At 71.2% G+C, this 14504-nt stretch carries 14 protein-coding genes; 5 read left to right on the plus strand and 9 right to left on the minus strand.

The genetic code is table 11. From position 1 onward, the window contains the following. Positions 1-2 precede the first annotated feature (2 nt). Genes AMYTH_RS0123580 through AMYTH_RS49010 form a run of 3 tightly spaced genes read right to left on the minus strand, consistent with a single transcriptional unit; the run spans position 3 to position 1653 of the window. Positions 3-860 (minus strand): PHP domain-containing protein, encoded by an 858-nt coding sequence (locus tag AMYTH_RS0123580; RefSeq protein ID WP_027932376.1) that lies wholly within the window; start codon positions 858-860, stop codon positions 3-5. Between the two features lie 46 nt (positions 861-906). Beyond that, positions 907-1467, minus strand: a complete 561-nt coding sequence (locus tag AMYTH_RS0123585) for a PH domain-containing protein (protein ID WP_020420917.1) — start codon at positions 1465-1467, stop codon at positions 907-909. A 21-nt stretch (positions 1468-1488) separates the two neighbouring features. After that, positions 1489-1653: a hypothetical protein gene (locus AMYTH_RS49010; protein ID WP_017986942.1), complete on the minus strand. Its 165-nt coding sequence runs from the start codon at positions 1651-1653 to the stop codon at positions 1489-1491. A 172-nt stretch (positions 1654-1825) separates the two neighbouring features. Here AMYTH_RS49010 and AMYTH_RS0123595 point away from each other — a divergent pair, with 172 nt between their 5' ends. Continuing rightward, complete coding sequence (locus AMYTH_RS0123595) at positions 1826-2227, plus strand: NUDIX hydrolase (protein ID WP_027932377.1); 402 nt, start codon at positions 1826-1828, stop codon at positions 2225-2227. A 744-nt stretch (positions 2228-2971) separates the two neighbouring features. On the opposite strand, the gene AMYTH_RS0123600 is transcribed toward AMYTH_RS0123595, so the two are convergent. The 3 genes from AMYTH_RS0123600 to AMYTH_RS0123610 are packed head-to-tail and all read right to left on the minus strand — an operon-like array spanning position 2972 to position 6218. After that, positions 2972-4561 (minus strand): acyl--CoA ligase family protein, encoded by a 1590-nt coding sequence (locus AMYTH_RS0123600; RefSeq protein WP_027932378.1) that lies wholly within the window; start codon positions 4559-4561, stop codon positions 2972-2974. 39 nt (positions 4562-4600) lie between these two features. Continuing rightward, positions 4601-5704 carry a DUF2332 domain-containing protein gene (locus AMYTH_RS0123605; RefSeq protein WP_027932379.1) on the minus strand — a complete coding sequence of 368 codons (1104 nt, stop codon included), beginning with the start codon at positions 5702-5704 and terminating at the stop codon, positions 4601-4603. 10 nt (positions 5705-5714) lie between these two features. After that, complete coding sequence (locus AMYTH_RS0123610) at positions 5715-6218, minus strand: MaoC family dehydratase (protein WP_020420921.1); 504 nt, start codon at positions 6216-6218, stop codon at positions 5715-5717. A gap of 316 nt (positions 6219-6534) precedes the next feature. On the opposite strand from AMYTH_RS0123610, the gene AMYTH_RS0123615 reads away from it, so the two are divergent. The 3 genes from AMYTH_RS0123615 (at position 6535) to AMYTH_RS0123630 (ending at position 9304) form a co-directional block, all read left to right on the plus strand. Continuing rightward, positions 6535-7620 carry a magnesium and cobalt transport protein CorA gene (locus AMYTH_RS0123615; protein ID WP_027932380.1) on the plus strand — a complete coding sequence of 362 codons (1086 nt, stop codon included), beginning with the start codon at positions 6535-6537 and terminating at the stop codon, positions 7618-7620. Positions 7621-7790: 170 nt separating this feature from the next. After that, the gene (locus AMYTH_RS0123625) at positions 7791-8459 is read left to right on the plus strand and encodes a metallophosphoesterase family protein (protein WP_027932381.1); all 669 of its coding nucleotides are present in this window, start codon (positions 7791-7793) and stop codon (positions 8457-8459) included. Next, positions 8456-9304: a ParB N-terminal domain-containing protein gene (locus tag AMYTH_RS0123630; RefSeq protein ID WP_027932382.1), complete on the plus strand. Its 849-nt coding sequence runs from the start codon at positions 8456-8458 to the stop codon at positions 9302-9304. Before AMYTH_RS0123625 ends, AMYTH_RS0123630 begins: the two co-directional genes overlap by 4 nt. Before the next feature lie 18 nt (positions 9305-9322). On the opposite strand, the gene AMYTH_RS0123635 is transcribed toward AMYTH_RS0123630, so the two are convergent. Then, positions 9323-10825, minus strand: coding sequence for an MFS transporter (locus AMYTH_RS0123635; RefSeq protein ID WP_027932383.1), 1503 nt, complete (start codon positions 10823-10825; stop codon positions 9323-9325). A 91-nt stretch (positions 10826-10916) separates the two neighbouring features. Here AMYTH_RS0123635 and AMYTH_RS0123640 point away from each other — a divergent pair, with 91 nt between their 5' ends. After that, positions 10917-11597 (plus strand): TetR/AcrR family transcriptional regulator, encoded by a 681-nt coding sequence (locus AMYTH_RS0123640; protein WP_084022663.1) that lies wholly within the window; start codon positions 10917-10919, stop codon positions 11595-11597. Between the two features lie 857 nt (positions 11598-12454). Here AMYTH_RS0123640 and AMYTH_RS50520 read toward each other — a convergent pair. Both AMYTH_RS50520 and AMYTH_RS0123665 read right to left on the minus strand, forming a co-directional pair. After that, positions 12455-12604: a signal recognition particle subunit SRP68 gene (locus AMYTH_RS50520; protein WP_228684936.1), complete on the minus strand. Its 150-nt coding sequence runs from the start codon at positions 12602-12604 to the stop codon at positions 12455-12457. Between the two features lie 715 nt (positions 12605-13319). Further along, positions 13320-14501, minus strand: a complete 1182-nt coding sequence (locus AMYTH_RS0123665) for an ABC transporter ATP-binding protein (RefSeq protein ID WP_027932386.1) — start codon at positions 14499-14501, stop codon at positions 13320-13322. Positions 14502-14504 lie beyond the last annotated feature (3 nt).

Raw genomic sequence — 14504 nt, forward strand, 5'->3', positions numbered from 1 at the left:
GGTCAGCCCACCACGATCTGCGCGCCGGACGCCTTGTCGATGAGCGCCTCGAACTGCTCGGGATCGGTGTTCTCCGCGCCGATCGGGATCGTCTTGTTCGTGCCGTGGTAGTCGCTCGACCCCGTCTGCACCAGCCCCAGCTCATCGGCCAGCCCGCGCAGCTCGCCGCGGGTCGCCTCGTCGTGGTTGGGGTGGTCGACCTCGAGCCCGGTCAGCCCGATCTCCGCCAGCTCGGCGATGTAGTCGGCGGACACGATCCGCCCGCGGCTGCGCGCGAACGGGTGCGCGAACACGGTGACGCCGCCTGCTTCGGCGATCATCTCGATCGCCGTCTCCACCGGCGTGTCCTGCCGCGGCAGGTAGTAGCCGCGGCCGGCGCCGAGGTACTCGGCGAACGCCTGGTCCACGCTCGCCACCAGCCCGGCGCGCACCAGGGCCTGCGCGAGATGCGGCCGGCCCGCCGGGGAGTCCGGGCCGAGGGAGTCGAGGAGCTCGTCGGCGTCGATCGGCAGACCGTCGGCGGCCATCCGCACCGCCATCGCCCGCAGCCGGGTGCGGCGCTCCTGCCGCAGCCGCGTCTGCTCTTCGACGATCGCCGGGGACGCCGGGTCGAACAGGTAGGCCAGCAGGTGGATGCTGATGCCGAGGTCGCTCACGCACGACAGCTCGGCGCCGGGCACGAGCGTGAGGCCCGCCGGGAGCGCCGCGGCCGCGGCGGCCCAGCCCGCCGTGGTGTCGTGGTCGGTCAGCGCGACCACGTCGAGCCCCGCGGCGGCGGCCGTCGCCACGAGTTCGGCGGGCGTGTCCGTGCCGTCCGACACGGTGGAATGGGTGTGCAGGTCGATGCGCATCGGAATCATTGTCGCCTACCCGGTCGGCACACGGCCGACCAGGCACAACGACGTGTCAACCGACGATCTTCTTGCCGCGCGCGAGGCGCTGGGCCTTGATCATGGAGAAGCGCTCGCTCTGCTTGTGCTTGTCGCCGAAGACGAGTTCGGAGATGGTGTCGTAGAAATCCTCCGGGCTCGGCAGGAACTCGATCCGGTTCAGCGCCTGGATCTGACCTGCCGACTCGACGACGACCGTGCCGTAGCCGAACATCCGGCCCCACGCGGAGCGCTCGTAGGTCAGGTCGGTGACCTTCGAGATCGGCATCATCGCGACCTTGGTGGTGATGACGCCGCTGGTGAGCACGAACCGTTTGTCCGTGACCACCAGGCGCTCGACCCACCACTCGATGACCTTGAACGCGTACACGACGACCACGAGCAGCGCCGCGTACCAGAGGATGTTCTGGACGACCCACAGGGACGGTGGCAGCAGGTAGGACACCATCACGCAGATCGCGAGCAGGGCGATCGTCTCGAAGGTGTCCCAGGCCAGGAATGCCCAGTGCCTGCGGACCCGCACCACGCGCCGCTCGGTGTCGAGCAGGTACTCGTCGGGATCCCGTGGGGCGAACATCAAGCCAGCCTATCCGGCCGCCTACGAAGTGAACACGTTGCTGACGAAGGTGATGACGGCCTCGGCCGATTCACGCAGGAAGTCGACGATGTTGCTGACCAGGTTGGCCGCGTTGCCCGGCTGGGCGATCACGAAGAACAGCACCAACGCGATACCCACGAGCCCGGCAATCTTCTTCGCGTTCACAACGATCAATCCCGTCTCTTACTCCGGCATCGGACTGGCAAGCTCACCAGTAACGTTGTACCGCACTCCGCAGGGTTACGGGAGGTAAGTCCCGCGCTTGGGTCAGTGTCCGGCTGTGATCTAATCGGTTGGTTACTCTCCGCGTCCGCCAGACCCGGGTTAGGCTGCCCTCATGAGCGCGATCGGCCCGGTCCCCGTGCGGTGCGTAGGCGGGATCCTGCACGATCAGGCGGGCCGCCTGCTGCTCGTCCGGCGCGCCAACGACCCCGGACGCGGACTGTGGTCGATCCCGGGTGGACGCGTGGAACCAGGCGAAACGGACAGCGTGGCCCTGGTCCGGGAGATGCGCGAGGAGACCGGGCTCGTCGTCCGCCCCGGCGCACTGGTGGGCCACGTGGTCCGCGGCCGCTACGAGATCCACGACTACACCTGCGAGGTCGAAGGCGGTTCCCTGCAGGCGGGCGACGACGCGGCCGAGGTGCGCTGGGTCGACGAAGCGACGTTCGCGGCGCTCGCGTTGACGGACGGACTGGCCGACACGCTGCGTGGCTGGGAGATGCTGCCGCGCTGCTGAGGGCGCTTTCCGCCGGGCGGTGGCGGCGTGTCCGGCGCCAGGGGGCGGCATGTCCGGCGCGCCGCTGCTCGAACGGCCAACTCGCCGCCCGGAACCGCCGGCACGCTGCCCGGAGTAGCCACGGCCCGGCGCCGTGCCGCCCGGTGCGGAAGGGTTGGCCGGTCGCGGCGGTGGCCCGGCCCGATGTGGCGGTGGGGCGGTGCGGCAACGGGGCAGCCCGATGCGGCGCGCGGCCCGTCGCGGCGGTGACGTCGCTCGTTGCGGCAGTGGCCTGGCCCGACGCGGCGATGGGGCAGCCGGTCGCGGCAGTGGCGCGCCCGTCGCCGCAGTGGCGCGGCCCGATGCGGAGGTGGCGCGGCTCGATGCCGCAGTGGCGCAGCCCGTCGCGGCGGTGGGGCGGCGCGACGTGGCAGTGGGGCGGCCCGATGCGGCGCGCGGCCCGTCGCTGCGGTGACGTCGCTCGTTGCGGCAGTGGCCTGGCCCGACGCGGCGATGGGGCAGCCGGTCGCGGCAGTGGCGCGGCCCGTCGCCGCAGTGGCGCGGCCCGATGCGGAGGTGTCGCGGCTCGATGCCGCAGTGGCGCAGCCCGTCGCGGCAGTGGGGCGGCGCGACGTGGCAGTGGGACGACCCGATGCGGCAGTGCGCCGCCCGCCGCGGCAGTGCCGCAGCCCCATGCGGCACGGCACGGCCCGCCGCGGCAGTGCCGCGGGCCCGTCGCGGCGGGTCGGCTGGGCGAGGCCGTCGTCAGCCCTGGATGCGGGCCTCCGAACCACCCCACTCGCGGTCGCGGAGCTGGAACTTCTGGATCTTCCCCGTCGACGTCTTGGGCAGCGCCTCCACGAACTCGACCTGGTCCGGCACCTTGAACCGCGCGATCTGTTCCCGCACGTGCGCCCGCAGCTCGTCCGCCGTGGCCGACGCGCCCGGCCGCAGCACGACGTACGCCTTCGGCCGCTCGCCCCACTTCTCGTCCGGCACGCCGACCACCGCGACCTCCGCGACGGCCTCGTGCGAGTCCAGTGCCGCCTCCACCTCGATCGTGGAGATGTTCTCGCCACCGGAGACGATGATGTCCTTCGCCCGGTCGCGCAGCTGGATGTAGCCGTCCGGGTGCCACACGCCCAGGTCACCGGAGTGGAACCAGCCGCCGCGAAACGCTTTCTCCGTCGCCTCGGGGTCGGCGAAGTAACCGGACATCACGTTGTTCCCACGCATCACGACCTCGCCCATCGTGACACCATCGCGGGGCACGTCGCGCATCTGCTCGTCCACCACCCGGATCCCGTCGGTCACCAGCATCCCGACGCCCTGCCGCGCCATCAGCCGGCTCCGCTCGGCGATGTCGAGTTTGACCCACCCCTCCTGCGCCTCGCACACCGTGTACGGCCCGTACGTCTCGGTCAGCCCGTACACGTGCACCAGCCGCGCGCCCAGGTCCGTCATCCGCCGGATCACGGTCGGCGACGGCGGCGCCCCCGCCGTGGTCACCACGACCTCCCGCGGCAGCGGGTGCGCACCGGAGTACCCGGCGATCGTGTTCAGCACCGTCGGCGCGCCGTTGAGGTGCGTGATCCCCTCGCCGTCCAGCAGCCGCCAGATCTCGGCCGCGTCGACCGCCCGCAAGCACACGTGGGTGCCGCCGATCGCGGTGACCGCCCACGTCGTGCACCAGCCGTTGCAGTGGAACATCGGCAACGTCCACAGGTACTTCGACTCCGGTGTGTGCCCCGAGTGGATGATCTCGGCGAGTGAGTTCAGGTACGCGCCGCGGTGGTGGTACTGGACGCCCTTCGGCCTGCCGGTGGTCCCGGACGTGTAGTTGATCGAGATCGTCGACCGCTCGTCCGCGACGCTCCACGGCAGCGGCTCGTCGCTGCCCCGCGCCAGCAGCTCGTCGTAGGTGATGCCGCCGACGGCCGGGTCGGGCTCCGCGCCGTCCACCACCGTCACGACGTCCACGCCCGTGTCCGGCGGCACCGAGGGGTGCAGCGCGGCGTCGACGACCAGCACTTTCGCCCCCGAGTGCGCCAGGATGTAGCGGATCTCGGCGGGCGCGAGCCGGGTGTTGATCGCCACCAGCACCGCGCCCGCGAGCGGCACCGCGAAGTGCGCGACCAGCATCTCCGGGATGTTCGGCAGCAGGTAGGCCACGCGGTCCCCCGGCTCGACGCCGCTCGCCCGCAGCGCGTGCGCCACGCGGGTGGCCTCCGCGGCGAACTCGCGGTAGGTCACGCGGCGATCGCGGTAGACGATCGCTTCCTTGTCCGGGAAGACCTCGGCGGAGCGCTCCAGGAAGGCCAGCGGGGTCAGCGGGGTGAACCACGTGTCAGCCATGACCACATCCTCACCGCAGTGGCCGCCGGCACACAACAGCTAGGCGGCCAGCCAGGTCATCCGGGCGCCGTAGCGCGTGGTGCGGGCCAGCGCGACCGCGTCCCAGCCGCCGGACGTGCGCCGCGCCAGGCCGAGCGTCGTCTGGCCGTCGTTGGCGAAGGCCAGCTCGTCCCGCCCCGGCAGCACGGCGGACAACCCGTGCTCGTACGTCTCGTCCATGACCCACCACAGTGGACGCGACTCGCCCAGCGCGGCCAGCCGCGACAGGAACTCGCCGCGGTCGGCATCCGGCATGTGCCCCATCGTCCGGCAGGTGAGCACCACCAGCGGCACGTCCGCGGGCAGCAGGGCGAGAGCCTCGTCGAACGCGCCGACCGCGTCCCCGGCGACGATCTGCGGCGGCGACTTGCGTTGCGCCAGCGCGGCCGCCCGCAGCAGCCGCACCCGGTCCGGCTGGTCGCCCCACACGCAGGCCTCCAGCCACGCCAGCTCGTCCTCATCGGACAGATCCAGCGGCCGGGGGTCGAGCCCGGCGCGCGCCACGACGGTCAGCTTCTTCGGCAGTTTCGGCAGCACCGCGCCGGGCGCCAGGTCGAGCGCGCAGTGCAGCCCGACCGCCGCCTTGGCGGGCCCGGCGACCAGCTGCTCGCCGCCGTCGCACTGGTACCGGTAGGCGAACTTGTCCATCCCGAGCAGCAGCCCGCCCGCGGTGCCGACCTCGAGCAGCGCGATCTTGCCGCCTGCCTGCTTGGCCGCCATCGCGACCGCCGGGAACACCGACGCGGCCCGCCGCACCTCGTTGTTCGCCAGCGACCGCGACTCGAGCATGCCCGCCGCCTCGCCGGCGTGCGCGAGCAGGAACTCGCGGAACAGCGGCCACGTCTCGTCGTCCACGCCGTAGGACCCGCCCAGCGCGGGGTAGTACCGGTACAGCGGGTGGATCGGGTCGGCCTGGACCAGCCGGTGGGCGACCGCGAACAACAGCGCGGGGCTCGCCTCCTCGGGCGCGGCGGCCAGCAGGCCGGCCACCTCGTCGTCCTCGGCAGCCTTGGACGCGAGGTGCTCGTACAGCGGCGACTCGCCCGCCGCGCTCCCCGCGAACTCGTCCAGCCGACGCTTGGCTTCGGCCAACCCGATCGTCACGCGCTCTCCCTCACTCGTGCGGAACGGGACGGCCCGGCTGCTCGCCCCCACGCGCCTCACCGTAGTTCTGCTTCGGCACCAGGACCTTGCGGCGGAAGATGCACACGATCGTGCCGTCCTGCTTGTAGCCCCGGGTCTCCACGTACACCACGCCCCGGTCGTCCTTCGACTTCGACGGGGTCTTGTCCAGCACCTCGGTCTCACCGTAGATGGTGTCACCGTGGAAGGTCGGCTTGACGTGCCGCAGCGACTCGATCTCCAGGTTCGCGATCGCCTTGCCCGACACGTCCGGCACCGACATGCCCAGCAGCAGCGAGTAGATGTAGTTGCCCACCACGACGTTCTTGCCGAAGTCGGTGGTCTCCGCCGCGTAGTGCGCGTCCATGTGCAGCGGGTGGTGGTTCATGGTGAGCAGGCAGAACAGGTGGTCGTCGTACTCGGTCACCGTCTTGCCTGGCCAGTGCTTGTACACCGCACCCACCTCGAACTCCTCGAAGTACCGCCCGAACTGCACTGGTCGACCTCCCTGCGGGTAACGCCACACCGACCTGGAGCGACGTCAACTGATGTTGAGGAGTACCCTCGACCAATGGCGGCGGTGCGTCAACGCGACAGCCGCCACGTTGCCGGTCCGGCTGGAGGAGGTGAGGAACGCAAGATGAGTAGTGGCGATAGTCCGCTCCCTAGTAAACCCAGCGTTTCCCTCCACGTGGCCGGAACCATTTCCGCGCGTTAGGCGCATTTCGCCCGGGAAACGCTGGTAGAGCCGAGCGGACGCATTCCTGCCCGCCCGGCGGTCGTGGTACGCACTGCGAAAGCCAGGAGATCCCATGCCTGCGATTCCCTCCCTCGGTGGCCTGCGCGGCCGGGGCAACGGCCGAGCCGGCCGGGTCGAGCCGCCCGTGCCGGTGCCCGTGTCGGCCTACATCGTCGACTGCGCCGTGTACGTCGACGGCGAGCGGCTGCCTGGGCGCTGGACGCACGCCGAGGCCATCAAGGAGGTCCGGCGCCGGCGCGACGGGTTCGTCTGGATCGGCCTGCACGAGCCGGACCAGCAGCAGATCCAGGGCATCGCGGAGGTCTACGGCCTGCACGAGCTGGCCGTGGAGGACGCCGTCCAGGCGCACCAGCGGCCCAAGCTGGAGCGCTACGACGACACGCTGTTCATGGTGCTCAAGACGGTCCGCTACGTCGAGCACGAGTCGCCGACCACGGCCAACGAGATCGTGGAGACCGGCGAGCTGATGGCGTTCCTCGGGCTGGACTTCATCATCACCGTCCGGCACGGCGCACACTCCGGGCTGGCCCGGCTGCGCCGCGACCTCGACGAGGACCCGGAGCGGCTGACGAACGGCCCGGCCGCGGTGCTGCACGCCATCACCGACCTCATCGTCGACCAGTACCTCGACGTCACCTCCTCGATCGAGGAGGACATCGACGAGATGGAGGCGCGGGTGTTCGCGCCCCGCTCGTCGGTCAGCGCGGAGCAGATCTACCTCATGAAACGCGAGGTGCTGGAGCTGCGCCGCGCGGTGATGCCGCTGGTCACGCCGGTGCGCAGGCTCGCGGAGGGCTTCACCCGGCTGGTCCCCGACGAGGTCCGGTCGTACTTCCGTGACGTCGACGACCACCTGACCACCGTGTCGGAGCGGGTGGGGAACTTCGACGAGCTGCTGACGACCCTGGTCAACGCCACGGTCGCCAAGATCACGCTCCAGCAGAACACCGACATGCGCAAGATCACCTCGTGGGCGGCCATGATCACCGTTCCCACGATGATCGCGGGTATTTACGGCATGAATTTCGACTACATGCCGGAGTTGCGCTGGAAGTTCGGGTATCCGGCGGTTCTCGTGCTGATTCTCGGGATCTGCCTGCTTCTCTATCGAATATTCAGGAAGAACAAGTGGCTCTGACCCTTTCCTGACCTGTTCGCTGGAAGGAGTTCTCCGATGACCAGACTGCTCACGAGCCTCAAGTTCTGGGCCCTCGCCCTGACCGTGGTGTGGATCGCGGTGGTGGCGGTGCTGATCGCCGATCACCCGGAACTCGCGCAGGCCCACTGACGAGTACCTATCGTGGAGGCATGCGCGCGCTGGTGGTCTCCGACGAGGTCGACGAGCAGCTGTGGGCCGGTGTCGGCCCCGGCTGCGAGGTCGGCCTCGTCCTGGCCGCCGGTGACCTGCCGTTCGACTACCTGGAGTTCCTGACCGACTCGCTGGGCGGCGTGCCGTGCGTGTTCGTTCCCGGCAACCACGACCCGGACCTGTCCGGGTTCACCCGTCACGGCGGCCTGTTCATGCGCGCCGGTTTCCCGCAGGCCTGGCCGGGGCCGGCCGGCGCGATCAACGCCGACGGCCGGGTCGTCGACGTCTGCGGCCTGCGCATCGCCGGCCTCGGCGGCTCGGTCCGCTACAACGAGGGCCCCAACCAGTGGACGCAGGCGCAGCAGGCCCGGCGCGCCCGGCGGCTGGTGCGGCAGGCGGCGCGCAGGCACCGACGGGACGGGCGCGGTGTCGACGTCCTGCTCACACACGCCCCGCCGCGCGGCGTCGGCGACCGCGAAGACCCGGCGCACCAGGGCTTCGACTGCCTGCACCGGACGGTCGAGAAGATGCGGCCGGACTGGTTGCTGCACGGGCACATCCACCCCTACGGCGAACACCCCAGGGAGCACCGGATGGGCGACACGCGCGTCCGCAACGTCGTCGGCAGGCACCTCATCGCGTTCACCCCGCACGAGGTGCGCGCGTGAACGCGGCACGGGACACCGGTTTCCCCCGCGCCGACGCCGAGCACGACTTCCTGCGCGCCCGGCGGCGGCAGGTGCTGTCCCGGCTGGCGAACTGGCTGCGCCGGGAGCCCGACGACGTCAACATCATGCTGCCGTTCGACGAGGTCGTGGACGCGCTCGGGTACGTGAGCGAGCGGCGGATCGGGTTGCGGGTGATCCCGCTGAACTCGATCGTCGGCAGCGTCGACCGGGGCCGCGACTTCGACCGGCGGTTCCGGCCGACGTCCGGCCGGGTGCGGGAACGGTGGGAACGGCTCGCGCTGGCCGCCCGCCGCGGCGAGCACATCCCGCCGATCGAGGTGTACCGGGTCGGCGACCTGCACTTCGTGATCGACGGGCACCACCGGGTGTCGGTGGCCTACGCGCTGGGGCTGGAGACCATCGAGGCCGCGGTGACCGAGGTGCACACCAAGCTCAACCCGAAGGGCATCCGCTACCGGGGCGACCTGATCGTGAAGGACTACCGGCGGCTGTTCCTGTCGCGGGTGCCGCTGTCCGGCGAGGCGCGGGCGGCGATCGTGGTGAGCGACCCGTGGGACTACGCGCACCTCGGCGAGCACGTCGAGGCGTGGGGTTTCCGGCTCATGCAGTCCGAGGGGAAGTTCCTCGACCGCGCCACGATCGCGCGACGCTGGTACGAGGAGGAGTACCTGCCGGTGGTGGAGATGATGCGGCAGGCGGAGCTCGTCGGCGACCGCACCGAGGCCGAGGCCTACATGTGGGTCGCCGGGGAGCGCTACCGCCTGATCCGCCAGCACCGCTGGGACGACGAGGTCATCGAAGCGCTGCGAGCCCGCCGGCGCTGACGCACCGGCGGGCTTCCGTCACGCGTGAACGACCGGCATGTCCGTATCGGCCTCTTCCGGCACACCCGGCTTGATCAGCAGTCCGCAGATCACCGCGCCGAGCAGGAAGATGCCCGCCGCCCAGGCGAACGCCGTGGTGTAGCTGTGGATCGCGGCGTCCGCCAGCAGCTGCGGCGTCGGCGTCTTGCCCGCGACGAACGAGGTCGCGGCGTCGGCGGCGACCGAGCTGAGCAGCGCGGTCCCGATCGAGCCGCCGATCTGCTGGCCGGTGTTGACCGTCGCCGAGGCGACCCCGGCGTCGTGCGGGTCGACACCCGAGATGGCGACGTTCATCGACGGCGCCATCGACAGGCCGATGCCGACGCCGGCCACCATGAGCGGGAACAGCACGCCGCTGGCGTAGGTGCTGGCCGAGTCGATGCCGCTGAGCCAGAACAGCCCGGCCGCGGCGATCACCATTCCCGCGCCGACGAGGACCTTCGGCCCGACGCGCGGCAGCAGCACGCTCGTGGACAGCGTCGCGCTCACCATCAGCGTGCCGACCATCGGCAGGAACGCCAGGCCGGACGTGATCGGCGTGAACCCGAGGTTCTGCTGCAGGTAGTAGGTCAGGAACAGGAAGATGCCGAACATCCCGATGCCCAGCAGGAACACCGCGAGGTAGGCGCCGCCGCGGTTGCGGTCGAGCAGCACGCGCATCGGCAGCAGCGGGTGCGCCACCCGGGTCTCGATGCGGACGAACACGCCGAGCAGCACGACACCGGCCGCCAGGAAACCCCACACCAGGGGCGACGACCAGTCGTGGGTTTCGGCGTTGGCGAAGCCGTAGACGACGGCGAACAGGCCCAAGGTCGAGACGACCGTGCCCGGGATGTCCAGCTTCGGCCGGTCCTCCGACGGCCGGTGCCGCAGCAGGCTGGAGCCGCCGGCGAAGGCGATCACCGCGAAGACGATGTTGACGAACATGCACCAGCGCCAGTCGAGGTACTCGGTGAGCACCCCGCCGAGCAGCAGTCCGACCGCGGCACCCCCGCCTGCGATCGCGCCGAAGATGCCGAACGCGCGGCCGCGTTCCTTCGGGTCGGTGAACGTGGTGGTCAGCAGCGACAGCGCGGCGGGCGCGAGCAACGCGCCGAACACACCCTGCGCGGCGCGGGCGACGATCAGCATCTCGATGCCGTTCGCGGCGCCGCCGACCGCCGAGGCGAGCGCGAAGCCGGCGAGGCCGATGAGGAAGGCGCGCTTGCGGCCGAACAGGTCGTTGACGCGGCCGCCGAGCAGCAGCAGGCTGCCGAAGGCGAGCGCGTAGGCGGTGACGACCCACTGGCGGGCGTCGCTGGAGAAGCCCAGTTCGTGCTGGGCGGTGGGCAGCGCGATGTTCACGATGGTCGCGTCGAGCACGACCATCAGCTGGGCCAGCCCGATCATCACCAGGATCAGCCAGCGCCGCGCGTGGTGCGGGTCGGCCGTCGAGCCGGCTGGTCTCCCCCCGGCGGGCTCGACGTAGGTGGTTTGCGTCATTCCGGTCCTCGCAGACGTATGTGGAGTGGGGACCTCCCCTTCGCTTCCCACCGTACCCAAAAACCGGAGGAGCTATCTCAGGTTTGGTAGAATGGGTTTCATGACGCGGGACACACTGCGCGCCGCATCGCCGCGGCCGCTGCGGCGCGACGCCGAACGGAACCGGCTGCGGATCCTCTCGGCGGCCAGGGACGTGTTCCGGGAGCGGGGTTTCGACGCGACGCTGGACGACGTGGCGCACGCGGCGGGGCTGGGCGTCGGCACGGTCTACCGGCGGTTCCCGAACAAGGAACACCTGATCGACGCGATGTTCGCGCGCCGCGTGGAGGAGATCGAAGAGAACGCCCGCGCGGCGCTGGCCGATCCGGATCCGTGGGAGGGTTTCCGCAAGTTCGTGTGGGAGGCCGTCGCCATGATGGCGGCCGACCGCGGGATGCGGGACACCTTGCTCAGCAACGCGTTCGGCCAGGTCGAGGTGGCGCGGGTCAAGGACCGGATGATCCCGGTGGTGACCGAGCTGGTGCAGCGGGCGAAGGACAGCGGCGCGTTGCGCGCGGACTTCGTCGAGACGGACTGCCCGGTGCTGTTCAAGATGGTCGCGTCGGTCGTGGAGTACTCGCACGACGTGGCCCCGGACCTGTGGCAGCGGTACCTGACCATGCTGCTGGACGGACTGCGCGCGGACGGCGGGGAGCGGCAGGAGCTGCCGGTTCCGCCGCTGGACCACGAGATGCTGGACTGCGCGATGAAGGCGTGGCACTCCCGGCGTTGAGGTGGTGGCGCCGGACCGCGAGCACCGCGACGCCGGCGATCGCGGTGGCCCCGCACGCGGCGAGGACCGGCAGGTCGAGTTCGGGCGCTTCGCCGAGGACGGTCATGCCGAGCGCGGTGGCGACCACCGGGTTGGCGGCAGTCTGGCACCCGACGACGACGTCCGGCGGCCCGCTGGCGTAGGCGTGCTGGACGAGCCAGGCGGCGGTGGCGAACGCGAGCACCGCGGCGAGCAGCGAGAGCACGGGCAGGCCGTCGGAGTGCAGGACGTCCCGGGTGAGCACGGCGACCAGGCCGTAGCCGGCCCCGGCGGCGACGGCGAGGGCCGCGCTCCGGGCGATGCCCTGGGCGAGCGCGGCGACGGCGACGAGGGCGATGACGAGGGCGCCGACGAGCTGACCCGCGTCGACGACGGTGTCCGGCGGGATCGTGCTGGGCCGCGCGTCGCGCGCGGTCAGGGTGACGAACACCGCGACGGCGAGGGTGACGGCGGCGACGGCGGCGCGCGTGACGTGGTCGCGGGGTCCGTTGAGGACGGTCAGGATCGGCAGCGCCAGCACGACGACCGGGGTCACGACGGTGACGGGGGCGAACGCGAGGGCGAGCGCCTGCAGGACGGTGCAGGTGGTGAGCACGAGGACACCCAGCCGCCAGGCCGGGTTGCGCAGGAGGGCGGCCGGGTTCGTGCGGCCGGTCGTGGTGACACCGCGGTGCTGCAACCAGGCCCCGAACGCGGCGGCGACCGCCCCGAGGACCGCGCAGACCACCCCGAGGAAGATCATCGCGGCACCACCGAGCGGGTCATCGGCCACCTCCCGTTGTTGAGGTGAGAATGCCCGCCCGCGGCTGAGAGAGTCTTCAGGGCACTCGACCTCTGGCGGCAACGTCGAGGACGATCGGGGTCAACGGAACGACGGCGAACCGGGGTGGCTCGTCCGGCGTGCCGTGGTAGTCGGCCGCGAACGCGGACACCAGCGGGCGAGCGTCCCCCGTGAAGATGGCGCCCATGCGGTGCTTGCGTCAGAGCGCGGCCGGGATCTCGACGCGCGCGATCTGGGAGACGACCATCCCGGACCTGCTCGCTGCCCGGCCAGCCCCGTAGAGTTCGACGAGCGCGGAGGAGCCGACGAAAACGCTCATCGTGCGCCGCGTTTCCAGGGGAGCCCGCTCGCGCGGGTGACGTGCGTCCGCCCGGCCGGTGCTCCGTCCGCCCGGGCGGCACGACCCGCCGGCCGACCATGCCCGGGCGCGCCGATCACGGCAGCCCCGCTCCGTGCGGCCCCGAGCCCGCCGGCAGCACAGCCACCCCGGCCGACATCCCGACCGACGGCCCCGGCGCCGAATGCCCACTCCGCGCGCACGCGCGCCCAGCCACCCGGCCTGCCCGCGCAGCCGGACGAACACCGCTGGACGCAGACATCATCCACACGGGCCGCCCCGCCGTCGGCGGACCCCCAAGTCGCCAGACGTCCCCGGCCACCGGCGAAACCCCTCACCGCGGGCCGCGCTCTTCGCTGATCAGGTCGGCGGCCAAACGGCCGGTCGGGGCCGCGCCGCGGGCCGCGGCGGTCACCGCGGCCGGGTCGGGGCGCGTGGTCGGCGTTTCGGGTTCCCACAGCAGGCCGGCCCGGCGGAGGCGAGCAAGGATGCTGTCAGGCCAAGCCGAGAACGGGCCGGAGCACCACCCGCGGGTGACAGTGGGGCTCCGGCCCGAACGGACTCCTCAGCCCTCGTAGGTCAGGTTCTTCCCCGACGCCGGGTCGAACAGCTGGACCTTCTGCACGTCGAACCACACGTCGAGCGTGCCGCCCTCCCGGGCGGCCGACGCGGGGGACAACCGGGCCGTCATGGAGGCTCCGCCGCCCGGCACGTCGTCCGCTCCGGCGTCCGCCGCCAGCTCGGCCAGCTCCGACGTCGTGGCCAGCTCGCCCTCGACCGTGAAGTACGCGTACTTCTCGGAGCCCATCGACTCCAGCACGTCGACGTGGGCGCTGAACACGCAACCGCCGGCGCGGGCGGACTCCTCCAGGAGCCCGGCGTCCTCGAAGTGCTCCGGCCGGATGCCGGCGATCACCTCACGCGGCGCACCGGCCTCCTCGGCCAGCCGCCGCAACCGGTCCGGCAGCTGGACCGTGCCCAGCGCGCTCTTCAGACTCCCCTCCTCCAGCGTGGCAGGCACGAAGTTCATCGACGGCGAACCGATGAACCCGGCCACGAACAGGTTGGTCGGGTGGTCGTAGAGGAACTGCGGCGAACCGATCTGCTGCACGTACCCCGCCCGCAGCACCACGACCCGGTCGCCCAGCGTCATGGCCTCCGTCTGGTCGTGCGTGACGTACAGCGTGGTGGTGCCGAGCTGGCGCTGCAGCTTCGACACCGACGTCCGCATCTGCCCGCGTAGCTTGGCGTCCAGGTTGGACAGCGGCTCGTCCATCAGGAACGCCTTGGGGCTGCGCACGATCGCGCGTCCCATCGCCACCCGCTGCCGCTGACCACCGGACAGGTTGGACGGTTTGCGGTCCAGGTGCTGCGTCAGGTCCAGGATCTCGGCGGCCTCCTCGACCTTCGCCTTGACCGTCGCGTCGTCCACCTTGGCCAGCCGCAGCGGGAAGGCCATGTTCTCCCGCACGCTCATGTGCGGGTACAGCGCGTAGGACTGGAACACCATCGCGATGTCCCGGTCCTTCGGCGCCTTCTCGTTCATCCGCTCGCCGTCGATGCGCAGCTCGCCGGAGGAGATGTCCTCCAGCCCGGCCACCATGTTCAGCGTGGTCGACTTTCCGCACCCGGACGGACCGACCAGGATGATGAACTCGCCGTCGGCGACCTGCAGGTCCACTTCGGACACGGCGAGCGCACCGTCCGGATAGCGCTTGCTCACCTTGTCCAGCACGATCTCAGCCATTGG

Origin of the sequence: Amycolatopsis thermoflava N1165, assembly GCF_000473265.1 — a bacterium.
GTDB classification, from domain to species: domain Bacteria; phylum Actinomycetota; class Actinomycetes; order Mycobacteriales; family Pseudonocardiaceae; genus Amycolatopsis_E; species Amycolatopsis_E thermoflava.